Annotated in this window: 21 protein-coding genes; 14 read left to right on the top strand and 7 right to left on the bottom strand. The window is 65.8% G+C overall.

Annotation, left to right across the window (positions count from 1 at the left end; genetic code table 11):
* Positions 1–355: 355 nt before the first annotated feature.
* The 10 genes from EVJ50_RS01295 to EVJ50_RS01340 all read left to right on the top strand — a co-directional run bounded on the left by EVJ50_RS01295 (position 356) and on the right by EVJ50_RS01340 (position 10,550).
* A complete protein-coding gene (locus tag EVJ50_RS01295) occupies positions 356–3,454 on the top strand; it encodes a diguanylate cyclase (protein WP_150882014.1) in 3,099 nt (1,032 codons plus the stop codon).
* A 61-nt stretch (positions 3,455–3,515) separates the two neighbouring features.
* Positions 3,516–4,076: a hypothetical protein gene (locus tag EVJ50_RS01300; protein ID WP_150882015.1), complete on the top strand. Its 561-nt coding sequence runs from the start codon at positions 3,516–3,518 to the stop codon at positions 4,074–4,076.
* Between the two features lie 84 nt (positions 4,077–4,160).
* Positions 4,161–4,304 carry a chlorophyll a/b-binding protein gene (locus EVJ50_RS01305; protein ID WP_150882016.1) on the top strand — a complete coding sequence of 48 codons (144 nt, stop codon included), beginning with the start codon at positions 4,161–4,163 and terminating at the stop codon, positions 4,302–4,304.
* Positions 4,305–4,501: 197 nt separating this feature from the next.
* On the top strand, positions 4,502–5,527 hold the full coding sequence (acsF, locus tag EVJ50_RS01310; protein ID WP_150882017.1) for a magnesium-protoporphyrin IX monomethyl ester (oxidative) cyclase: 1,026 nt from the start codon (positions 4,502–4,504) through the stop codon (positions 5,525–5,527).
* 65 nt (positions 5,528–5,592) lie between these two features.
* Entirely contained in the window at positions 5,593–6,357 is a 765-nt protein-coding gene (locus EVJ50_RS01315; protein WP_150882018.1) for a biliverdin-producing heme oxygenase, read from the top strand.
* A gap of 81 nt (positions 6,358–6,438) precedes the next feature.
* Positions 6,439–7,809 carry an oxygen-independent coproporphyrinogen III oxidase gene (gene hemN / locus EVJ50_RS01320; RefSeq protein WP_225323014.1) on the top strand — a complete coding sequence of 457 codons (1,371 nt, stop codon included), beginning with the start codon at positions 6,439–6,441 and terminating at the stop codon, positions 7,807–7,809.
* Positions 7,810–7,837: 28 nt separating this feature from the next.
* Positions 7,838–8,242, top strand: a complete 405-nt coding sequence (locus EVJ50_RS01325) for a hypothetical protein (RefSeq protein WP_150882019.1) — start codon at positions 7,838–7,840, stop codon at positions 8,240–8,242.
* Positions 8,243–8,272: 30 nt separating this feature from the next.
* A complete protein-coding gene (locus tag EVJ50_RS01330; protein ID WP_225323015.1) occupies positions 8,273–8,827 on the top strand; it encodes a hypothetical protein in 555 nt (184 codons plus the stop codon).
* 360 nt (positions 8,828–9,187) lie between these two features.
* Positions 9,188–9,367, top strand: a complete 180-nt coding sequence (locus EVJ50_RS01335; RefSeq protein ID WP_150882020.1) for a hypothetical protein — start codon at positions 9,188–9,190, stop codon at positions 9,365–9,367.
* 178 nt (positions 9,368–9,545) lie between these two features.
* A complete protein-coding gene (locus tag EVJ50_RS01340; protein WP_150882021.1) occupies positions 9,546–10,550 on the top strand; it encodes a sodium-dependent bicarbonate transport family permease in 1,005 nt (334 codons plus the stop codon).
* A gap of 123 nt (positions 10,551–10,673) precedes the next feature.
* Here EVJ50_RS01340 and EVJ50_RS01345 read toward each other — a convergent pair whose 3' ends face one another.
* Together EVJ50_RS01345 and EVJ50_RS01350 are read right to left on the bottom strand one after the other, a co-directional pair.
* Positions 10,674–10,988 carry a hypothetical protein gene (locus tag EVJ50_RS01345; RefSeq protein ID WP_150882022.1) on the bottom strand — a complete coding sequence of 105 codons (315 nt, stop codon included), beginning with the start codon at positions 10,986–10,988 and terminating at the stop codon, positions 10,674–10,676.
* 397 nt (positions 10,989–11,385) lie between these two features.
* Entirely contained in the window at positions 11,386–11,604 is a 219-nt protein-coding gene (locus EVJ50_RS01350; RefSeq protein WP_150882023.1) for a hypothetical protein, read from the bottom strand.
* 139 nt (positions 11,605–11,743) lie between these two features.
* Here EVJ50_RS01350 and EVJ50_RS01355 point away from each other — a divergent pair, with 139 nt between their 5' ends.
* From EVJ50_RS01355 to EVJ50_RS01365, 3 genes are all read left to right on the top strand, one after another.
* Positions 11,744–12,298 (top strand): hypothetical protein, encoded by a 555-nt coding sequence (locus EVJ50_RS01355; protein WP_150882024.1) that lies wholly within the window; start codon positions 11,744–11,746, stop codon positions 12,296–12,298.
* Positions 12,299–12,367: 69 nt separating this feature from the next.
* Positions 12,368–12,991, top strand: a complete 624-nt coding sequence (locus tag EVJ50_RS01360; protein WP_150882025.1) for a PCC domain-containing protein — start codon at positions 12,368–12,370, stop codon at positions 12,989–12,991.
* Positions 12,991–13,482: a gamma-glutamylcyclotransferase family protein gene (locus EVJ50_RS01365; protein ID WP_150882026.1), complete on the top strand. Its 492-nt coding sequence runs from the start codon at positions 12,991–12,993 to the stop codon at positions 13,480–13,482. Before EVJ50_RS01360 ends, EVJ50_RS01365 begins: the two co-directional genes overlap by 1 nt.
* On the opposite strand, the gene EVJ50_RS01370 is transcribed toward EVJ50_RS01365, so the two are convergent.
* The 4 genes from EVJ50_RS01370 to EVJ50_RS01385 form a co-directional block, all read right to left on the bottom strand.
* Positions 13,446–14,330 (bottom strand): GNAT family N-acetyltransferase, encoded by an 885-nt coding sequence (locus EVJ50_RS01370; RefSeq protein ID WP_150882027.1) that lies wholly within the window; start codon positions 14,328–14,330, stop codon positions 13,446–13,448. The two genes, EVJ50_RS01365 and EVJ50_RS01370, sit on opposite strands and share 37 nt — an antisense overlap.
* 16 nt (positions 14,331–14,346) lie before the next feature.
* The gene (locus EVJ50_RS01375) at positions 14,347–14,625 is read right to left on the bottom strand and encodes a DUF427 domain-containing protein (RefSeq protein WP_150882028.1); all 279 of its coding nucleotides are present in this window, start codon (positions 14,623–14,625) and stop codon (positions 14,347–14,349) included.
* A gap of 513 nt (positions 14,626–15,138) precedes the next feature.
* Positions 15,139–16,899 carry a uracil-xanthine permease family protein gene (locus tag EVJ50_RS01380; RefSeq protein ID WP_150882029.1) on the bottom strand — a complete coding sequence of 587 codons (1,761 nt, stop codon included), beginning with the start codon at positions 16,897–16,899 and terminating at the stop codon, positions 15,139–15,141.
* Positions 16,900–16,950: 51 nt separating this feature from the next.
* On the bottom strand, positions 16,951–18,099 hold the full coding sequence (locus tag EVJ50_RS01385; RefSeq protein ID WP_225323016.1) for a fatty acid desaturase: 1,149 nt from the start codon (positions 18,097–18,099) through the stop codon (positions 16,951–16,953).
* A 258-nt stretch (positions 18,100–18,357) separates the two neighbouring features.
* Between EVJ50_RS01385 and EVJ50_RS01390 the strand changes: the two genes are divergently transcribed.
* Positions 18,358–18,639, top strand: coding sequence for an RNA-binding protein (locus EVJ50_RS01390; protein WP_150882030.1), 282 nt, complete (start codon positions 18,358–18,360; stop codon positions 18,637–18,639).
* 438 nt (positions 18,640–19,077) lie between these two features.
* On the opposite strand, the gene EVJ50_RS01395 is transcribed toward EVJ50_RS01390, so the two are convergent.
* The gene (locus EVJ50_RS01395; protein ID WP_150882031.1) at positions 19,078–20,577 is read right to left on the bottom strand and encodes a DUF1254 domain-containing protein; all 1,500 of its coding nucleotides are present in this window, start codon (positions 20,575–20,577) and stop codon (positions 19,078–19,080) included.
* Between the last annotated feature and the right edge of the window lie 351 nt (positions 20,578–20,928).

The following is a 20,928-nucleotide window of genomic DNA, read 5'->3' on the forward strand; positions in this document are numbered from 1 at the left end:
GCTGGTCATGACTCGCTCCGCCACAGCCGCAGACCAGGACGCGATCCTGTCGATCGGTGCGACCGACCTGGCGCCGGAGCGGATGACCAGCAGGTGAGGCCACGATCCGTGACTGTGTCGAGGCTGGCGTTGACAAGAATGTGTTTTGCAAACTGCTGGCTCCGCACCCAGTGGGCCGGAGGCGCCCGGTCAGCGGAGATGTGAGGGCCGACGGCTTGCACGGGTGATGACGGAAGTGTTCCATCACGCTTGCTGCGCAGCTTCGGCTCAATCGCAGCGCTAGGTTGAAATTGATTGTGAGGGCGCAGCTTCACGTCTGTGCCGGGCAGTCGCAGCGATTGCGAGGGGCCCTGACGTGCCGATTGAGTTCGAGTTTGACGGCGATGAACAGCTGCTGATCACCCGTTACCGGGGAATTGTGGATGATGATCAGCTGATCTCGACCTACCGCAGCGTCTACGCCCTTCCGGACACCCGTCCTGGCTTCCGGGAGTTGGCACTGCACGCCGATGATTTTCAGCCGGAGGTCACGGCGACCGGCATGAGCGACTACATGCGGCTTTCCAGCTCGTTCCACAGCGGCGCTCGTGCACGAACAGCAGCTGTGGTGGGCAAGCTGAGCCATGAACTGATGCTGGATCGCGTCGCCAGCAGCATCGCTGCCTCTGGCGACGCCTCAGAGGTGGTTGAGCTGTTCAGCACGGCCCGCGATGCAGTCGTCAGTCTGGGCGTTCAGCTCTCCGACGAGCGGCAGCACCAGCTTCGGGAATTTGATTTTTCCTACCAGCTGAGCAACCATGAGTTGAGGCAGAAGCTGGCTCAGGCTGAGGCCGAGCGGGATGAGGCCAGGGCCTTCTATCAGGGCATGTTCGAGACCTCCAGTCCCACAGCCATCTGGGATGTGGAGGCCGGGCACCTGATCAGCTGCAATGCAGCGTTCTGCTCAACTCTGGGCTACAGCAACGCTGAACTCAGCCGGATGCGCATCTCGGACCTGGATGCCAACGAATCGCCGGAGCAGTCAGACGCTCATGTGACCTCCTTGATCGCCAAAGGGCACGAGAGCTTCGAGACGGCCCTTCAGACGCGGATGGGAACGCTGATCCCCATGCTCGTTGACGCCTGGCATGTGCGGGTCAACGATCGCTCGTATCTGCAGGCCGTCTTCTTCGACATCAGCCAGCGCAGGCAGCAGCAGGAGGAGCTGAACAACCTGCACCGGCAGATCGAAGCCGCCCTCAGCGCCACGGGCTCCGGGACCTGGCGTTTCGACGCAGCGACCGGCCGACTCATGCTCGATGCCACAGCCCAGGACATGACCGGTCTGCCGGCAATCACCACTGTGGAGGATTGGTTGTCGGTGATTCATCCCGGCGATCGGGCTGGGATTCTGCGTCGTTACGACGAGGCTCAAGCGCATCGGGCCACCAGCATTGACCTGTCCTACCGGTTGCTGAAGAAGCTGACCGCACGCTTCGTCAGGGAACGCGGCGTGATGCAGTACGACCGGAATGGCTCACTGCTCAGCTGCCATGGCCTGATCCAGTATGTCAATGAGGAGGAGCGCAAACGAGAGAAGCAGGCCCTGTCGCAGCGCCGCTACCGGCGTCTGATCGAAAACCTCGGCCATCAGTTCGGTGTGTTCAGCCGCTCGCTCCACTCCGGCGAGATCCTGTATGCCAGCACAGGCTTCGGGAGGATTCTCGGACTCCCTGCCGTGGCCTGCCGGGGCAGGAATCTGGTGGATCTGGTGCCCTGGCGACCCGGCCCAGCGGGCACGCGGGTGAAGCGGCTCCCCGATCGCCTTGAGGATCCGTTGGAGCACCGCCATGAGGAGGTGTGTTTCGAACACCGCGAGCACGGCCTGCGCGTGCTCTCGCTCACCAGCCACCTGTCCACCGATGAGGAGGGCCGGCAGGTGAGCGAGGGCATCATCGAAGACATCACCCTGGCCCGGAGTCGCGATCAGGCGTTGCGGGAGCAGCACCAGCAGCTCGAGCAGGCCAGAGAGGCTCTGGCCGAGCAGAACGATCTGCTCGAGACCATCGATCGGTTGCAGACCCTCTTCCTCGGTGATGCCTCCGACCAGGAGGTGTTCGATCGCATGCTTCAGGAAGCGCTGCGCCTCAGCCAGAGTCCGTTCGGATTCGTGCTCGAGCTGTGCCCGAATGATCAGGGCGAGCCGACTCTGCGGGAACTGGCCGTGTCACGCCTGCATTCGGATGCCGGAAGCCAGCCCTTCTACGAGCACATGCTCCAGAGCGGCATGGAGCATTACGACTTTCCTTCTCTGCTGGCCCCGGCGACCGAGGCTGCGGAGCTGGTGCTCTGCAATTTCAAGGCGCAGGACAAGGGCACCCCTGAGGCGGCCCCGCCAGCGGGCGCGTTGCAGCTGGAGGCCCTCCTGGCGGTTCCGCTGCTGCATCAGGGACGCGCCATCGGCGTGATCGCCCTGGCCAATCGCATGGGTGGGTACAGCATGGAGCTGGTGGAGCAGCTGGAGCCGGTCTGGGCGGCCTGCGCCCAGCTCGTGAATGCCCATGCCAGCAAACGCCAATTGGAGGCCGCCAGGCAGGAGCTGGAGCAGGAGTTCAGCATCATCAACCGCTACGTGATGACTGCGGCGATCGACTGCGAGGACCGCTTCACCGAGGTGTCCGACGCCTTCTGTCGCGCTCTCGGATACGAACGTTCCGAGCTGATCGGGGCCTCTGTGGATCGGATCCGCCACCCCGATCAGTCGGTGGAAGTGGAGGCTGAGGCCCGTGAGTGGATGGGGGCTGGGCTGCCATGGAATGGCGAGGTGCTGAAACGCCGCAAGGACGGCACAGCCTGCTGGCTGGAGGTGTTCATGGAGCCGGTGTGTTCCACATCCCGTGCCATCGAGGGGTTCACCTTCATCTGCACGGATGTGACCGAGAAGAAGCGCAATGCGATTCTCTCCACCACCGATCCGCTGACCCAGCTCAACAACCGCCTCAAGCTCGATGCGGTGCTGGAGGGCGAGGTGCAGCGCACGCGGCGCTACAACCAGCCGCTCTCCCTGATCATGGTGGATGTGGACCACTTCAAGGCGGTCAACGACAGCCACGGCCACCAGGTGGGCGATCTGGTGCTCACCAACCTGGCGGATCTGCTGCGGCAGCATTGCCGCGAAACCGATGAGCCCGGCCGCTGGGGCGGGGAGGAGTTTCTGATCGTCTGCCCGCAGACGCCCGAGGAGGGAGCGGTGGCCCTGGCCGAGAAGCTGCGGCTGCGCCTGTCGGAGCACGATTTTCCCGTCGTGCACCACGCCTCGGCCAGCTTCGGGGTGGCGACCTGCCAGCCGGGTGAGTCGGCCGAGGGGCTGGTGAGCCGGGCCGATGCCGCCCTGTATCGGGCCAAGGCGCAGGGCCGCAACCGCGTGGTGGCAGCTGCTGGAATGGGTCTCTCCGAAGCCGCCGCCCCGGTGTGAACCCGACCCGTGCGGTTCTGACGCGCGCGGCCCGGAAACCCACTGAATCCTCTGCTGCCGTTTGACCGACACCCTGCCCCCTCCCTGGCTCACCGATGTGGACCACACCACCTACGGGTGGTGGGTGAAGGTGCAGGCGCGGCGGCTGCAGACCCGGCAGCGGCGGCAGCTGAAGGACCGCTCGATGGGGCTGACCCCCCTGCCTCAGTGGCGTGAGGCCATTCAGGAGGCGGTGATCCGCAGCGGCGGTGTCGATCACTGGACCGGCGAGGCACTGCGCTGGGACCTCCTGCAGCACTACGACGGGCGCCAGGCCAGCCGCAGCGGGCGTGAGTACCGGCGCCGCTTCGCCCTGATGCCGGTGCTGGATCAGCAGCAGGGGGCCCTCGGCCCGGCGCTGGTGGTGTGCAGCCTGCGCAGCCACGGCATCCGGGGTGACCTCACCCGGGATGAATGGATGGCCCACAGCTGGCAGGTGCTCGTGCACCAGGGGTTGCTGGAGGCGGAGTCATGCCCCGGCGGCGCGAGCGATCTGCCGGCGGATCACCCCGAGTTCCTCAAGCGGCTCAGCCAGCGAATGTCGTTCCACTTCCTGCGGGCCCGCCACCGATCGGCGGTGTGATGGGCGGAAACCCCCACCCCGAGATTTGTCACGAACCGACATCTTCGTTTACATTTGCTTCAGACCACAGCACCCACCCCTCCCATGTCCGACTCCACCTCCCGCTTCGGCTTCGTTGCTTTCGCTGAGACCTGGAACGGCCGCCTCGCCATGATGGGCTTCGTCATCGGCCTCGGCACCGAGCTCCTGACCGGCCAGGGCATCCTCAGCCAGATCGGCCTCGGCTGATTCCGGACTCTCCGGATTCACCCACCACAGCTTTCGGGCTGACGCATGAACCCCGCCGCGGCCCGGCGGGGTTTTTTGTTGCTCCATGGCCGGCATGTGGGGCGGGCGACACGGACCTGCGTGACATAACGACACATCTGCAGCGCATCATCACGACCACGGCATACCGTGATGCCTGAGATCGCAGCACGGCCCTCATGACCACATCCGCTCCCCATCTGCGGGAGGACCTGCTCACGCCGCGCTTCTACACGACCAACATCAAGCTGGCGGCCCAGACGGATCTCGAGGCGGAGCGCGTCGCCTTCGAGGCCATGCTCCATGAAATGGAGTCCGACTACAACCGCGATCACTTCGATCGCCGGGCTCCGCTCGAGCGTCTGCGCAACCTCGGTCCCGAGGAGAAGGAGGCCTACGAGAGCTATCTGGTGCGCTCCTGCGTGTCGGAGTTCTCCGGCTTTCTCCTGTTCAAGGAGCTGTCGCGCCGCCTGGCGGGGGCCAGCCGCCCCGAGCTCTCCCGCCTCTTCTCACTGATGGCCCGCGATGAGGCGCGCCACGCCGGCTTCCTCAACCGGGCCCTGGTGGCGGAGGGCATCGAGATCGATCTGCCCACCCTGAGCGTGCGGCGGCCGATCACCTGGTTCCCCCTCAGCTGGGTGCTCTACAGCGTCTATCTCTCCGAGAAGATCGGCTACTGGCGTTACATCCTGATCGACCGGCACCTGAAGACCCAGCCCGATCACGCCTTCGCGCCGCTGTTCGCCTTCTTCGAGCCCTGGTGTCAGGACGAGAACCGCCACGGCGACATCTTCAACATGCTGATCCGCTGCTGGCCGGGGCTGCGTCAGGGCTGGCGCGGCCATCTGCTCAGCCGTTTCTTTCTCTGGTCGGTGTTCCTCACCCACAGCCTCACGGTGTGTGAGCGGGGCAACTTCTATCGGCTGCTGGGCATGGAACCGGCCGCCTTCGACGCCGATGTGATGCGTCACACCAACGACACGGCCCGGCGGGCCTTCCCCTGGGTCTTCGATCTCGATGACAGCCGCTTCCTCGAGCTCCGCGACGCCCTGGTGGAGGTGTTCCGCGCCATGAACCGCACCCGCGAGCAGCCCGCCGGAGTGGGGCGCTTCCTGCGGCTGCAGGGGCAGCGCCTGAGTTTCGCCGGCCTGCTGCTGCGCCAGTTCCTGCAACCGATGGTGCCCAGCAAGGCCGGCATCGCCTGAGTTCGTCCGCTCCTCCCCGCCCTTCAACCCGTCTCGCCATGACCGCTTTCCGGACCATGACCGCCATGAGCCTCGCTTCCGCCGACCCCGCCGCTGCGGGCGCTCCGAGCGACGGCACCTCGATCTCCGATCACGCCCGTCCCGCCGACGCGATGCTGCGCCGCGGCTTCGGGCCGCGGGTGCGCCGGCTCCATGCCCGCATCGGCAAGGCCCACCACAAGGCCGAGGGGATGGTGTTCTCCCGCGCTTTGCTGGAGGGCCGGGCCGAGCCACTGCAGCTGGCCGCCCTGCTGCGGGCCCTGAGGCCCGGCTATGGCGTGCTGGAGGAGCTGACTCCCCGTCTGGCGGCGGAGCTGGGTGCGGGGCCGTTGCCCTGGGAGTCGCTGCGCCGCTGCCCCGCCCTCGACCATGACCTGGCTCTGATGGCGGATGTGCCGGCGACTCCGCCCTCCGCTGCGGCGGCGGTGTGGGTGGAGCAGATGCGGGCTCTGGCCCTGCAGGCCCCGCACCGGTTCCTGGCCCACCTCTATGTGCGCTACGGCGGCGATCTCTCCGGCGGCCAGCAGCTGGCGGTGCAGGCCAACGCGATCCTGCGGCGCGCCGGGCTCCCGGAGGTGAGCTTCTGGGTGTTCGACCGGCCGATCCCCGAGCTCAAGCAGGCCTTCCATGACGCCTTCGAGGCGATGGAGCTCAGCCCCGAACAGGAGGCGGAACTGCTCGATGAAGCGGAAGCCGCCTTCCGCGCCACCCAGGCCCTTCTCGCTGAGCTGGAGACGATCGCTCCTGCCGGAACCGGCGCCGCGGAGGCCGCCACGGCCGACGGCGCCTGAGGCTGCCCCGTTCCAGCGCGGCCTGCCGCGCTGGATGTCTCACCGCCCGCCTCCGACTCCCCACTCACCAGACCTGCCCCCGTGATCACCCGCACGCGTTCCTCCGCCCCGGCCAGCGCCCCGATCGATCTGCTGCTCAAGTACGACCGGCCGGTGCCCCGCTACACGAGTTACCCCACCGCGGCCGCTTTCGGCCCAGAGGTGGATGGCGGCGACCTGGCCGCCCAGCTGGAGCGCGGCGGTGACGCGCCCCTCTCCCTCTACGTGCATGTGCCCTTCTGCCGCCATGCCTGCTGGTACTGCGGCTGCAACCGCATCACCACCCAGCTGGGATCGAAGGTGGTGGAGCCCTATCTGGTCTCCCTGTCGCGGGAGCTGGATCTGCTGCGCCGGCACATGCCCGAGCGCCGGCGGCTGGCCCAGCTCCACTGGGGCGGCGGCACACCCAACTACCTGAACCCAGAGGAGCAGCGGCAGCTCTGGCAGCTGATCGGCGATCACTTCGAGCTGGAGGAGGGCATTGATGCGGCGATCGAGGTGAACCCGGAGTTCCTCAGCCGGCAGGAGGTGTTCGGGCTGCGGGAGCTGGGCTTCAGCCGCATCAGCTTCGGCATTCAGGACGCTGATCCCGATGTGCAGGCGGCGGTGAACCGGGTGGTGCCCACCGATCAGCTGCGCCGGGTGATGGGCTGGATCCGGGAGGCCGGCTTCCAGAGCGTGAATGTCGATCTGATCTGCGGCCTGCCGCGCCAGACCCCGGATCGCTTCGCGGCCACCATCGCCCTGGTGAACGATCTGCGGCCGGACCGGATCTCCCTGTTCTCCTTCGCCTATCTGCCGCGCATGCTGCCGATGCAGCGCAAGATCGCCGCCGACGATCTGCCCAGCGCCCGGGAGCGGATCGTGATGCTCGACATCGCCCACAGCCAGCTGCTGCGGCGCGGCTACGCGGCCATCGGCATGGACCACTACGCCCTGCCGGAAGACCCGCTGGCGATCGCCGCCTCCCGCAATGAGCTGCACCGCAATTTCCAGGGCTACACCACCGGCCGGGAGCTGGATCTGCTCGGCATCGGCCCCACGGCCATCAGCATGTTCCCGACCCTGTTCTCCCAGAACCAGCGTCAGCTGAAGGCCTACAACGCCAGCCTGGAGGCCGGCCATCTGCCGGTGGAGCGCGGCCTGCGCGTCACCGATCCCGAGGTGCTCGAGCGCCGCGGCCTGATCAGCGAGCTGATGTGCCACTTCGCCGTGTCGTTCGATCGCCAGCGCTATGCGGCTGAATGGCAGGACCTGGAAGCCATGGCTGCCGATGGGCTGGTGCTGCTCCAGCGCGATGGCCGCCAGGGTCGGGCCGAGGCCACCGAAGCCGGCCGCTGGCTGATCCGCAGCATCGCGGCCGTTTTCGATCCGTCCCAGCGGGCCCGTCCCAGCGGCGCCCGGCTGGTGTAGCTCTGGTGGCCGTTGGCGCATCCAGACCATGACCGCGGAAGGCTCACGCACCTCGTGCCGGCCCGCAGCCCGAGCAGCCTTCGGCCTGCTCCTGGCGGCCATGGCCGTTGCCGGTACCGCCAGGGCCAAGGAGAGCAGTGCGCCGCCCAGCCCACCGCTGCCGGCGCACGTGCAGGCCTTCAACACGCTGGTCGACACGATCAACAGTCGGTTCGAGCAAGGCGTGAGTGCCTTCAACAGCCGCCGCTATGCCGACTCCTGCGCGGTGCTCACCCAGGCCTCTTCCTCCGCTGATGAGCTCATGGCCATGGCCGCTGAAGAGCCCCACGGCCAAAAGGCGCGCCAGGTGGCCAAGGCGGCCCAGCAGGAAGCGCGCCGGCTTCGCGATCGTGCCTGTGCCGAACAGGAGGCCGGAACCGGACTGGATCCCTAGCCTGAGCGGCCAGGGCAGGAGAACAGGACCGTGGCAGAAGCCGAATCACCGCAGGGAACCGGGCCCGATCCCCGCTGGTTCACGGTCGTGATGGCCTGCCGCTGGCCGGCGGCGGTGGTGCTGGCGGCCTGGGCGGTGGCCGTGGCTGCGGTTCAGATCCTGCGGCGGCCGATCCCGATCGGTCTGCCCCTCTCCCAGCCGCTGCCGGTGCGGCTGGAGGGCGGCATCCAGGTCGACAAGATCGTGACCCCTGTGGTGGTGGGCACCGGCGGGCCGCTGCCGGTCGAGGGCCTGGTGTCGGTGCGCAGTGAGGAGCCCCTGGAACTGGGCACCGCCGCTGTGGAGGTGCGGGCTCCGGTGGCGGTGCGCGGCGCGGGCACCCTGCCGATCGCCGGCACCGTCGACGTGGGAGCGATCGACGGCACGGTGGACGTGGGCAACAGCACCCCGCTTGTGGTCAGCGCCGGCGAGGAGCCATTGAGCGTCGATGGTCAGGTGCAGGTGGAGCAGGTGGGCGGTCAGGTGACCGTGAAGGTGAAGGGCGCTGCCAACGCGGTGTCCCCGATCCCGCTGCCGCTCCCCTGAGGCCGCGCCGGCGGAACAGCAGGGCGCCGGCATCGGGGTCGAAGGGTTCGCCCCAGCGGCAGATCCGCTGGTAGTCCTCGTTGGCGTCGAAGCTCTTGGAGATTCCGATGAAGTAGTGGCAGCGGCCGTTCACGCACTGGGATCGGGCGATCCCCACCGGGCCATACCAGATCAGGTCACGATGATCCATGGCCCTGTCTGTTCGCTATGAACAGTTTCGCACCTCCCGGGGGATCTTGATTGCCCCGTCGGGTCGAAACTCCTGCGGCGCAGGGGCTTCGCGCCAGGCGTGGTGGGGATTCCGAACCTGCGATCCCGTCAAGAGGGGTTAACGTATGTTCACGTTTCGAACCCGCGGTCATGGCCCATCTCTCCCTCAACCGCCAGTTCATGGTCGAGTCGCAGTCCCGTGCGATCGACAGCTGCAGCGACGTGGACGAGCTCCGCAAGCTGGCCAAGACCCTGCTGCAGGCCTGGCAGCACCAGGCCGAATTCTCCGAGATGTACGGAGCCCAGGCCCTCGGCCTGCAGCGCTCCTGAGCCCCCCAACTCAAGATCGGGGGGCGCCGCCTGATTCCCTGCCTGGAGGCAGCTCAACCCCTCGTTGATTGATCAGTGGCCCTTGTCGCACCGATTCGGAGCACGAATCGCGACAGGGGCCTTTTTCGCGTCAGTGAATGTAAACGGCTCGTAGGGTCTCGCCATTCAGGTTTGCTGCGTGGACTTCTTATCTGATTTCGTCTCCAACTTCCTCTCGAAGTTGCAGTCCCCCACCCTTGGTTTCCTCATTGGTGGGATGGTTGTGGCCGGTGTCAACAGCCGCCTGCAGATCCCCGACGCGATCTACAAGTTCGTCGTCTTCATGCTGCTGATCAAGGTGGGCCTCAGCGGCGGCATCGCGATTCGCAATGCCAACATCACCGAGATGCTGCTGCCGGCCTTCTTCGCCGTGGCCATCGGCATCCTGCTGGTCTTCATCGGCCGCTTCACCCTGGCCCGGCTGCCCAATGTGAAGGTGGTCGATGCGATCGCCACCGCCGGTCTGTTCGGTGCGGTGAGCGGTTCGACGCTGGCGGCTGCCCTGACGCTGATGGAAGTGCAGGGGATCACCTACGAGCCCTGGGCGGCAGCGCTCTATCCCTTCATGGACATTCCCGCGCTGGTCACCGCCATCGTTCTGGCCAGTGTGTACCTGAGCAAGGCCCGCGGCACCGCGGGAGAGCGGGTGGCCATCTGGCCGATCGTGCAGGAGAGCCTGCAGGGTTCGGCCCTCTCGGCCCTGCTGCTGGGCATCGCTCTCGGGCTCCTCACCCGGTCTGAAAGCGTCTACACCAGTTTCTACGAGCCGATGTTCCGCGGTCTGCTCTCGATCCTGATGCTGGTGATGGGCATGGAGGCCACGGCCCGCCTCAATGAACTGCGTCAGGTGGCCCAGTGGTATGCCGTCTACGGCTTTTTCGCGCCGCTGGTGAACGGCATGATCGCCTTCGGCTTCGGGATGATCGCCCACGTGCTCACCGGCTTCAGCGCCGGAGGCATCGTGATTCTCGCCACGATCGCGGCATCCAGCTCCGACATCTCCGGTCCGCCGACCCTGCGTGCCGGCATCCCATCGGCCAATCCCTCGGCCTACATCGGCTCCTCCACAGCGGTGGGCACCCCGGTGGCCATCGCCATCGGCATCCCCCTCTTCATTGCCCTCTCCCAGGCGCTTGTCAAGTAGTCGCTGCTGGCCAGGCCTCTGTTGTGCAGCAGAAAGCCGGGGGCAGGGAGCCCCCGGCTTCTGTGTGATCCGGCAGGACCTGGCCCGGAGGGAATCCGGGCCGGCCTCGCGGCTCCTTCGGCTTCAGAAGGAGTGGGCGTGCAGCACCTCCACGTCGCAGAGGTAAGCGATGCCGGCGAAATCACCGAAGTACTTCTCGGCGATCGTGTCGGACAGTTCGATCGCCATCTCCCGGCTGGAGGTGAGCACTTCGATCTTGATGTTGGTCACGGTGTCCGAGCGGCTGGGGTGGCCGGAGGAGCGCACGTTGCGGCTTCCCTTGCCACTGGCCGCCACAACGGTGTAACCGGATGCGCCGCTGCTTTCAATCAGCTTGACGATCTTGTTGAGCAGCACGTCCTCCGTGACGATGACGAGCTTCCTGGCTGGATGGGGCATGGGGCGTGTCTTCTGCAGCGGTGCTGAGCCGCGCTGACATGCCGTGGCACGCTGTGAACGCGTCAGCTCAGATTCCTGTGAATGGTAACCACCTCGTCCGCAGTCTTGACTCGCTAATCGTCAGCCTGGCTGCGTTGCCTTTGATTGCCGGCCCGCTCAGATGCATGACCGCTGATGATGTCGTTGATCACGCGATCTGATCGCTCGGGCTTGGCCTGCTGGCCTGCGTTCGGCTGGGGTGATGGCTCACCGGCCTGCCCGGTGCTGGCGTGCCGCCCCGTGTGGCGGGAGCCACCGCTGGACGGGGGTAGGCGAGCTGGCATTCACTGTTGCTGAGGTCTGTCCAGTCGCGGTCGTAGCTGTTATTCATTCGGTGCTGTGATGAGAACAATGGGCATCAGCGTGCCCGGGCGAGATCGAAGCCGAGTTGCGGACGGCGTTCGGCAGCGGCGGCCATCGCGTCGATCAGCAGGCGGGCCTCATTGGTGCTTCCGGCCAGGCCCTGATGCCGTCGTTCCGGGTCGATGACGTGCCACTCGCCGCTGCGGGAGAGTCGCTCCACCACCATCCAACCGCGGTAGGACCAGATGCGGGGCTGGGATTCCGAGTCCTTCATCGAACTTCGTATCGCTATGAAACGGTCTAGCAGCCTCTCATCAGCTGGCGTGATGACGGTCATCAGATCCACTTATACGGATTGCCGATCCAGGGGGCGGTCCGGTCGCCGCCCGGTCGCGTCGCGGGGGGTCTGAGCGGTGTCCTGTCGTCTCCTCACCCTCGACGCGTGCCGCCTCGCGATCGGGTTCTATCCCCCCTTCCACTACGACGCCAGCGGCGGTGGCGGCACCGGCACGCTCGGGCCCGCGGATGCGCAGGGGCGTCAGGCGCTGCAGTTCCCTGCGGCCGATCTGTCGATCCCGCCCCTCGATGGCCGCAGCGGCCGCTGGCTCGGCCTGCCGCTGCCACCCGGCCTCAGCATCCGCATCATCCCCGAGCGGCTCGAGGGATCGCTGCACCGGGCCAGCGGGGCGCTGCAGCTGCAGTTCGAGGCCCGTTTCCGCTTCCGGGTGGGCGCCCTCCTGTCACCCCCGGATCTGCTGGTGCGCACCTGCCTGAGCACCGGTGCGAGCCAGGGCGAGCGCCACAGCGGCAGCGGTCAGCCCCTCGATGGTTCCGGCCAGGCCCTGCTGGTGGGGGTGGCGGCGGTGCCGCCCTGCGGTGCGGCCTGGCTCGATCGCTTCCTCGGGCTGCCCGATGAGGCCCTGGCGGTGCTGCGCTGCCGGCTCGATCTGCCGGCGGAGCCGGCCTGAAGCGCTGGCCTGAAGCGCCGGGCGCCGCGTAGTTTGAGCCGGCATGACGCCCGCCCGGCCACGACGCTGATGTCTTTCCTGGAGCTGACCCTGAGCCCCGGAGAAGATCTGCGGGAGGCTCTGGAGCAGCTGAGCGCCAGACATCAGCTCCGGGGGTTCGTGGTGAGTGCGGTGGGCAACGTCTGCCTGGCCACGCTGCGGTTCCCCGGCTGCGGCGGCAAGCGCCGGCCGGCGGTGCTGCGGGGGGAGCACGAGATCATCAGCCTCACCGGCTCCCTCGATGACGGCACGGTGCATCTGCACCTGAGCGTGGCCGGCTCCGATGGCCGGGTCATCGGTGGCCACCTGGAACGGGGCAGTGAGGTGCACACCGGTGCGGAACTGCTGGTGGCCCGGGTGACCGCAGCACTACCGCAGACACCCGCACCCGCACCCGCGCAGGCGGTGGAGATCGCCGTGCTGCCGACTTGCCCCTATTCGGCCCGGGCTCTGCGCATGCTCCGCACCCTCTCGATTCCCCACCGAGTGATCACCGTGCGCAGCGATGCCGACCGCAGCGCCGTGGAGAGCCGGGCCGGCTCCCGGTCCCTGCCCCAGGTGTTCATCGGCGGCGAGGCGATCGGCGGCTACGACGCCCTGGCCGAGTGGCACGGCAGCGGCCGCCTGGAGGTGCTGAGGGCGGCCGCCCTCTGATGGCCGACCCGGCCGCTCCGTCCCCTGAATCAGGCGAAGACGCCGACGCGCTGTTCGTGTACGGCAGCCTGATGTGCGCTGACATCTTCGAGCGGGTCAGCGGCGTACCGGCGCGGCTGGAGCCGGCTGAGCTGCCCGGCTACCGGCGCTGGTCGGTGCGCGGCGAGGACTACCCCGCGATCGTTCCCGATCCGCCGGCCGTGGTGGCCGGCCGGCTGGTGCGGGCGCTGCCGGCGGCGGCCTGGCCGCGGCTGGATCGCTTCGAGGGGGAGCTCTACCGGCGCTGCTCCGTCCGGGTGCAGCTGCCCGGCGGCCGCGCACTGCCGGCCCAGGCCTACGTGCTTGATCCGGCCGAGCGGCATCGCCTGGACGCTCCCCACTGGTCGTTCGAGGCCTTCCTCGACGGCGGCAAGCAGCGGTTTCTCGCCCGCTACGGCGGCTTCGCGGACGAGGCTCAGCCCAGCTCCAGGCAGGCCAGGCCGAACACCTGATCCAGCGGCACCGCCGGCTGCTCGCCCCGGTACATGCGACGGGTGCTGGAGAGCGGCTCGAAGCCCAGCTGCGCCATCAGGGCGCCGGCCTGGGCGTTGGCCCCGGGGGTGTCGATCAGCAGCACGCCGGGGTGATCGGCCCGGAGCTGGGCGATCAGATGGCCGGCCAGCTGCGGCGAATCCGCCAGGAGCGGGCCGATGCGCCAGCCCTGGCCGCTGGCCAGCAGGCAGGGGCGGATGCGACCGAAGCCGTGGCAGCGGTCGTTGCCATCGATCAGGGCCAGCACCGTGCCGGCGGGGTGGGCCAGCCAGTCCGCCAGGAAGTGGGGCCTGGGGCTGGGCTCCCGCTGGGCGTCGTAGGCCTGCACCGCCATGGCCGGGATGGCCTCCCCCTGCAGCAGCTTCAGGCCGGAGGCCTCCAGCGGTGCGGCCGGTGCCGGCTGGTCCGAGCGGCTGATCGCCTGCCAGCGCTGGGTGAGGGACGCGGGCTGGAACCCCCAGCGGCCGTGGTCGGCCTCGCGCTCGGGGGCCGCTTCCAGGCCGATGCAGGGCAGGTCGTCGAGATGGCTGAGGGCATGGCGCCAGAGCTGACGCCCGAAGCCCCGGCCCCGCTGCTCGGGCACCACCAGAAACAGGCCGATGAAGCCGTAGGCGGCGTTGTAGCGGACACCGGCGATGCAGCCGACCGGCGCTCCGGCCAGATGGCCGACCCAGAGCCCCTGGCGGTCGGTGTGGCGGTAGATGGCCACGTCGCCCACACCGGGAGCGAAGCCCTCCAGGCGGGCCCAGTCCGTGACGGTGCGGATGTCGCGTTCCCGCAGGGGTTGGATCCGCAGAAACGACGTCATGACGGCTGCCGGGGGCTCAACGCACTGTCACGCCCTTCCAGAAGGCGACACGTCCACGGATCGCCGCGGCGGCGGGTTTGGGGTCCTCGTAGCTCCACATGGCGTTGGCGTTCACCTTGCCGTCCACCACCACATCCCAGTAGCTGGCGGTTCCCTTCCAGCCGCAGACGCTGGTGTGGCTGGAGCGACGGATGGCGCTGCTGTCCACGGCACTGAGAGGGAAATAGGCATTGCCTTCCAGCGTTTCGATGTCATCGGAGCGGGCGATCACCGTGCCGTTCCAGGAGGCTTCCATGGGGTCTGCGCTGTGGCTGTGCGAGGGCGGGATGCTAGCGATCGCCAGACAGCATCAAGCCCGAGGCGAGGCCCCGGGCTTGTCTGCTCATCAGGCAGGTTGGCTCCGCTGAGGAACAGCACCTGCACGATTGAAGCAATCGATGAAAACGATTGTTATGTTGATTGAGTTGGCGAGGAGTGCGTCAAGGAGAATCAGGTGACCCTGGGGCCATGGTTCCAGCAAGGCTTTTCATGTCTTCCGGGGCACCTGGAACGATGCATGGGTGGCTGCACATTGGCAGGCCTGAAAAGCCGTTGATCGCTTGAGAGTGTTGGAGCAGGGTGCTGTTGCGAAGCCTTAACTCACTCCTGAAGTCCGCATCTGCGGGCCGAGATTCATAGGCGTTGCCTCTTCTCTCTCGATGTCTTCAGTCTGCAGATTGAAGAGAACTCTGGCAAGGGGGTGCAGGTCCTGCTTGATGGCTCGTCATCTGCTGTGACCTTGCTTCATCCCCAGGGTCCTGCGCCTGCCTCAGGCCACTTCGAACACCAGGGCGATGCGGCAGGCCCGGTCCTCGCAGGAGGGACGCACGCGATCGGCTGCCAGGGTGCTGAGGTAACTGGCCAGTCCGGCCACGAAGGCCTGCTCCTCGCCGGGCTCGGCTGTCAGCGCCCTGGGTGCTGTGCTCACCAGCTCACCCCTGTAGCTGAGGGCTACCCGCACATCGAAGTCGTCGGTGCTCATCGACACGGTGATCGGCCCCTCGCTGGCGCCGCCGGCCCGGATCCGTTCCACCAGATCACCGCACACCTGCAGCACGCGCTCCCGCTCCCGGCCCGGCACCTGCCAGCTGCGCAGCTGCCGATCCAGCATCTGCAGGCTGGTGCGGTGGGAGCTGCCGCCATCGGCATCCAGCAGGCGGATCGTGCTGTTGCGCGAGCGCCCGAGCAGAAACAGAAGATTCACCAGCACCGCCAGCAGGGTGGCCACCGCGATCGGTGAATCGGTGATCGGCTGACTCCAGTGCGGCAGCCGGGCAAAGAAGTCCGGCTTCACCAGGGTGGCCAGGGCCATCAGCAGGGCGATGCCGATGGTGAAGGTGTCGCGGATGGTGATGGCCCTGCGGAAGCTGATCTCCATGCCGCCCACCAGGATCAGGCAGCCGTTGAAGAACAGGGCCGCCGCCATCACCGGCCTGGGCATGTTGAGCACCAGCGCCGAGACGCGGGGCAGACAGGCGAAGAGCACCAGCCAGGCGCTCATGGCCCAGGCGATCGAGCGACTGGTGGCTCCTGTGGCCCGTTGCAGTCCCATCAGCGTGGGGCTCACGCTCAGGCCGGGAATGCCGAACACTCCTGCCAGCGAGCAGCCGATGCCATCGGCCAGCACCCCACCCCGGATGCCGGCCAGATCCGGCCGGCTCCAGCTGCGGTGGTTGAGCTGCTGAGCGGTGGTGATCACGCCCACCGCACGGATGCCGGAGGCCACGCCGGCCAGCAGGAACGGCACCACAAAGGTGGCATCGAAGCGGAGGCTCTCCGGCGCCACCCAGGGCAGGCCGAGCCAGGAGCTCTGCTCGAGCGTGCGGCCCAGAGCGGCCGGGTCCTGACCCAGCAGCGCGGCGGCGCCGTAGCCGCCAACGATGCCCAGCAGGGCCGCGAGCAGTTTCCAGAGCCCACGTCCCCAGACGCTCAGGCCCACCATCACCGCGAGGGTGAGCAGAAACACCCCATCCACCGGGGCCAGGTCGGGTCCGCCCAGCAGCCGCGCATCAAAGACGATGTCGATCGCGATGCGGGCCAGCTCCAGCCCCACCGCCATCAGGATCACGCCCGACACCACGGTGGGGAACACCCGTCGCATCGAGCCGACCAGGCGCGAGAGCAGCATCTCGGATACCCCTGCCATCAGCACCATTCCGGCCACCAGCGGCAGGCCGCCGGCCTTCGCGGCGGCCAGGGAGGCGGGCAGGTAGATCGCCGAGATCACAGCCGGGCTGTGGTACCCCGAGCCCAGCCCGCGCCAGCGGCGCCCCTGCAACAGGGCATGGGCCACCACCACGAGCATGGCCATGCCCAGATGGGGCGTGGCCTGCTGCGGGCTGAGGCCGGCCGCCTCCACCACCAGGGCCACGAGCACGAGGTACGGGCCGATCACCACCGCGTGCTGCAGGCCGAGCAGGAGCAGGTGGGCCAGAGGTGGACGCTCGTCGAGCCAGTAGCTCAGATCCGCTGGCCGATCACCGAGACCGTCCGCTGGCGGACCGGCTGCTGCTGCGGGCGCCGCTGTCATGGTCGGCGGAGGCTGCCGAGGAATGGGCCCTCACGCTGGCATGGCAGCGCGTCAGAGGCAGGCAGCAAGCGACACCAGTCGACCGGTATCGCGATCCCAGATCACAAAGGAAAAGCAGCGCCAGATTGCGGAAAGGCGCAGCCTCCTCACCATGCCGAGTTGGTCGCGGTTGCGCTGATGGCAGGCGCGCAGCCGGTAATTGGGGACAGCGGAGCAGAGATGGTGAATCGAATGGCAACCGATATCGGCTGTGAACCAATTGAGAACGGCGGGAAGCTCGAGGTCGCTGGTGCCCAGAAGGTTGCCGGCCATCACATCCCAGTTCTCTGAACGCTCGGCGTAGGAATTGGGGAAGTTATGCTGCACGAAGAAGATGCAGATGAACAGCGCCGCGGCACAGGCCATCACCGGGGCATAGATGAGCCAGAATGCCCCTGCCCCAACCGTATGGGCCATCACAAGCCACAGGCTCACCACGGCAAGGTTGTTGAGCAGGATATCGAGAGCTTCTTCCGGGCTGTGCCAGTGGCTGCTCTGCATGGCGCGGACCGTATCGGCAATACCCGTGCGGCGTCCATCACGCAGATTGCTGACCCATTGGCCGAAGAATTCCGCCAGGCCCGCCAGAGCCGCTACTCGCGGCTTGATCACCAGATAGAAGAATCCTCCAGACACAAGCATCAGCGGATGCCGCAGCAGCCTGTAGCGCTGTTGTGCTGCAGGTGAGAGGGCGTTGAAAGCCTGCCGTGTCGCCAGGGCTGAAGGCCCTCTGTAGCGATCCCAGTTGCCGTTGTGGGTGTGATGGAACTCGTGGCCGCGCGACCAGGGGAGCTGCGGCAGGCCGCAGACGATGCCCAGAAGGAATCCACAGATGCGATTGACCCTGCGACTTCTGAACAGGCTGTTGTGGCCACAGTCATGCATCAAGACGAACAGACGGGCCAGAAACAGCACCATTCCGACCAGAACCGGTGCCAGCAGCAGTGAATGGGTCCTGAGCAGGACGAGTGCCAGACCCCAGAGCAGCAGATAAGGAAGCAATGTGTTGCTGATCTGCCAGCCAGCAATGAGATTGCTGCTGTTGAGGTAAGGCTTCAGGCAGAAGGCAGAGCGGGCCGGAACGGAGGCTGTCGAAACCGGTTCTGTGCAATCGACGCGTCGACCAGAGGCAGCAGGGCGCTCTGAAGCGATCCCATTCACACGCAACGATCAAAGGATTTTGAAGGTAGCGCCAATGGCCGCTCTGCCGAGCCGGTCCGGGTGAGCAGGTGGCTGCGGCACCACGACGACCACTGCCGTCTCCCCGGTTCGACGCCGGCGCCATGGTCTTCGCACGGGGCTGCTAGCTTGGAGCTGAGGTTCTGGGTTAAGGATTCTTCTAGCTCGAGACATCTGCAATAGATCTCCCGTTCCGCAAAGCATTTCACCAAGACTCTCCGACCATATCCATGACTTATTGTGACAATTTACGTAGGCAACCTGTCCTTCGATGCCGAGGCTGAGGACCTTAGGGAGCTCTTTGCCAATTATGGCGAAGTGAAGAAAAGCAGCGTCCCGCTTGATCGTGAGACAGGCCGCAAAAGAGGCTTTGGCTTTGTCGAAATGACAAACGAAGCCGACGAGCAAACGGCGATTGATGATCTCCAGAACGTTGAATGGCTTGGGCGTCTGTTGCGTGTCAACAAAGCTGAACCACGCACAGGGCGTGGTGGCTCTTCCGGTGGCGCTGGCCGCTGGTGAATCGTTCAGTCTGGCCTGCAAGCCCCACTTTATCAAGGAGTGTTGAGGCCTCAATCTTCATTGAATACTTACGCGTTTAGTACGAAGATCGTTGCTTCAGCAGCGGCATTTGGACAAGGCAGTCGTCCACAGCCGCAACCCAGGGATCACACACCCAAGACCAATCAGCCCGCACCCAGCTGGGAGGATTTGTTCGGTCGGCGGTGAATGCCGCCAGTTCGATGATCTGGCGAAGGCGTCAGTGCTGCCTGAGATCCTGGTCAGGCCGCGCTCCTGCTGGTCGGCACGGACCGAGCGGAATCCCCCCGCCGCAGGAGATTCCTCACCACCGTGCCTGCAGGACCTCTGCCAGGTCCTGCAGGTGAGCCCTGTTGGAGTCGTCAGGCGGCCATCGAAGGGGCTCCCCCCGGTGGATTGGTCATGGAATGGGCGTTGTGCTCACTCCTGGTCGATCAAGGTGATTTCACCAGGTCTCCATGTCTGGTCAAACCATGATTCGAGCGGGCCATACAGACGAAAGATGGTGTTCCAGCCTTTTCCGGGAATGGTTTGCACCCAGTTGCTCTGCTTCCCGTCCGGTGGTACTGGTCCGAAGTAGATGTCATAGGAACCGTCCGCATTCTGGACGACATCCTCATCATTGCTGCCAATGGCAGGAAACTGGGCGTCTGTCTGCAGCATTGAGCGCGTCTGGTTGTCGTATAGGGTGAATGACCAGAAGTCCTTTGCTGGCACGTTGGCAGGAACGTTCACCCTATATGTCTTTGATCCGTCCAGCGGATCGCCATTGGCGTCGCGGTAGGTGAAGGCATACTGTGAACCCTTGCCAACGGACTTCAGCGCCATGGCGGGTGTGATCCCGGTGGCATAGAAATGGAACGCGGCCCGAATATCGTTCAGGGTTGTACCATCAATTTCCCAGGTGTAGGCCCCGCCGGGGAAGGCGGTCTGCCACGTGCTTTCTCCTGGATACCAGTAGAACCGTTGGTCACGGGGTTTCGAGATCACCGTTTTGACCGTGACCGATCCTGCCGCAGCGGCTGCTTGCAGGATTCGCTTCATTCGCGCATCTGGGTTGAAGGGTTGGCCTTTCACAATGCCGATCGCAGCCAGGTGCCCAAGGAGTTCGGGGTTTTCTCCCATCAAAGGTTCGGCCTGAACAACATCATTGATTTCATCGAAGATCTTCTCGTCCATCCTGTGGATGGTATTCATGAACATGCCAGAAGCGTTCTTGAACGTCATCTCTGGAGGATTGTCCTTCTGGGACAAGGGATAGATGCGAAACCGTTCCTTGGTTGCCTGGATGGCCTTGTCTGTTGTTCCGTTGTCTTGATAGCCGCGCCACAGGACCCAGTTTCCGTAGGTGTTGGTGCGTGCAACGTTGTATCCAGCAGGGACTGGGCCGCTGTAGCCAGGAGGCAGGATGAGGAATTTCCCTCCCTTCCCTTTATCCGGGCCAAGATTGCCAAAGTCAACCACGTATCTGAACCAGTGGTCATTGATGAATCCCAGTACATTGGGAGGGGTCTCAATGACCATGGGCTCATCCCCCAGCTGGAGCCAGGAGAACATGTAGACGCTTGTGGTGTTGGCTGTGAGGAACAGCGCCTTGGAATCCATTAGATCTTCAAACAGCACAGCCGTTGTATTGGCTGGGCCGAATTCCAGGATGCCTTTGCGAATTGCGTCCATGGACGCAATCTTGGTGCCATCAAGGAAAGCCTGGTAGGCATGATGAAAGTCGAGAAGATTATAGACTTTCGATGCAGATGGATCATCCGGAACACCATCGAAGAATCTCAGGTCGCCCAGGCGAGTTTCAATATTGTCCGGCGTTGTGATCCCCTGAGGGATCTGTGTGACCATTCGCGGTCGAGGCTGGGTCTGTGCCCCTGCGATCATGCTATGCGGAAGGCTCAGGGCGCCGATGGCCATCGCGGCGACCGTTGCGGAGATCTTCACGAATCACGATGTTGCATCTTGCTGTTGTGTAGCCAAGTGGACCATGAGGGCTTAGCCCCTTTCGGGCTTTCTGCAGATTGAGCGCCATGCCACCTTCGGTTTGCGTTGACTTCTTTTTCGAGTGGTTGACAAGACTCGGATGTCCGGCGTTGTGTGCGGAAGGGCTGGATTGCGCTCGAGGCGGTGCAGGTGCAGCTGGAGATCGTTGCCGCAGACGCGGATCCTGTCCCGGAGTTCCGGCCTGCGGCTGGGGTGGCCCTCCTGGACCAGCAGAAACAGGGGAACCGGAACCGGCTCCCCTTGTGGTGTGGAGGTTGTCTCCGG

The sequence above is a fragment of the Synechococcus sp. RSCCF101 genome (assembly GCF_008807075.1).
Classification (GTDB): Bacteria; Cyanobacteriota; Cyanobacteriia; order PCC-6307; family Cyanobiaceae; genus RSCCF101.

Coding starts and splice junctions, on each gene's coding strand:
- EVJ50_RS01370 (WP_150882027.1), bottom strand. CDS start 14,330: ATGACGTCGTTTCTGCGGATCCAACCCCTGCGGGAACGCGACATCCGC.
- EVJ50_RS01305 (WP_150882016.1), top strand. CDS start 4,161: ATGTCCGACTCCACCTCCCGCTTCGGCTTCGTTGCTTTCGCTGAGACC.
- EVJ50_RS01375 (WP_150882028.1), bottom strand. CDS start 14,625: ATGGAAGCCTCCTGGAACGGCACGGTGATCGCCCGCTCCGATGACATC.
- acsF (WP_150882017.1), top strand. CDS start 4,502: ATGACCACATCCGCTCCCCATCTGCGGGAGGACCTGCTCACGCCGCGC.
- EVJ50_RS01315 (WP_150882018.1), top strand. CDS start 5,593: ATGAGCCTCGCTTCCGCCGACCCCGCCGCTGCGGGCGCTCCGAGCGAC.
- EVJ50_RS01395 (WP_150882031.1), bottom strand. CDS start 20,577: ATGGCCATCGGCGCCCTGAGCCTTCCGCATAGCATGATCGCAGGGGCA.
- EVJ50_RS01380 (WP_150882029.1), bottom strand. CDS start 16,899: ATGACAGCGGCGCCCGCAGCAGCAGCCGGTCCGCCAGCGGACGGTCTC.
- EVJ50_RS01350 (WP_150882023.1), bottom strand. CDS start 11,604: ATGAAGGACTCGGAATCCCAGCCCCGCATCTGGTCCTACCGCGGTTGG.
- EVJ50_RS01365 (WP_150882026.1), top strand. CDS start 12,991: ATGGCCGACCCGGCCGCTCCGTCCCCTGAATCAGGCGAAGACGCCGAC.
- EVJ50_RS01345 (WP_150882022.1), bottom strand. CDS start 10,988: ATGCCCCATCCAGCCAGGAAGCTCGTCATCGTCACGGAGGACGTGCTG.
- EVJ50_RS01335 (WP_150882020.1), top strand. CDS start 9,188: ATGGCCCATCTCTCCCTCAACCGCCAGTTCATGGTCGAGTCGCAGTCC.
- EVJ50_RS01360 (WP_150882025.1), top strand. CDS start 12,368: ATGTCTTTCCTGGAGCTGACCCTGAGCCCCGGAGAAGATCTGCGGGAG.
- EVJ50_RS01325 (WP_150882019.1), top strand. CDS start 7,838: ATGACCGCGGAAGGCTCACGCACCTCGTGCCGGCCCGCAGCCCGAGCA.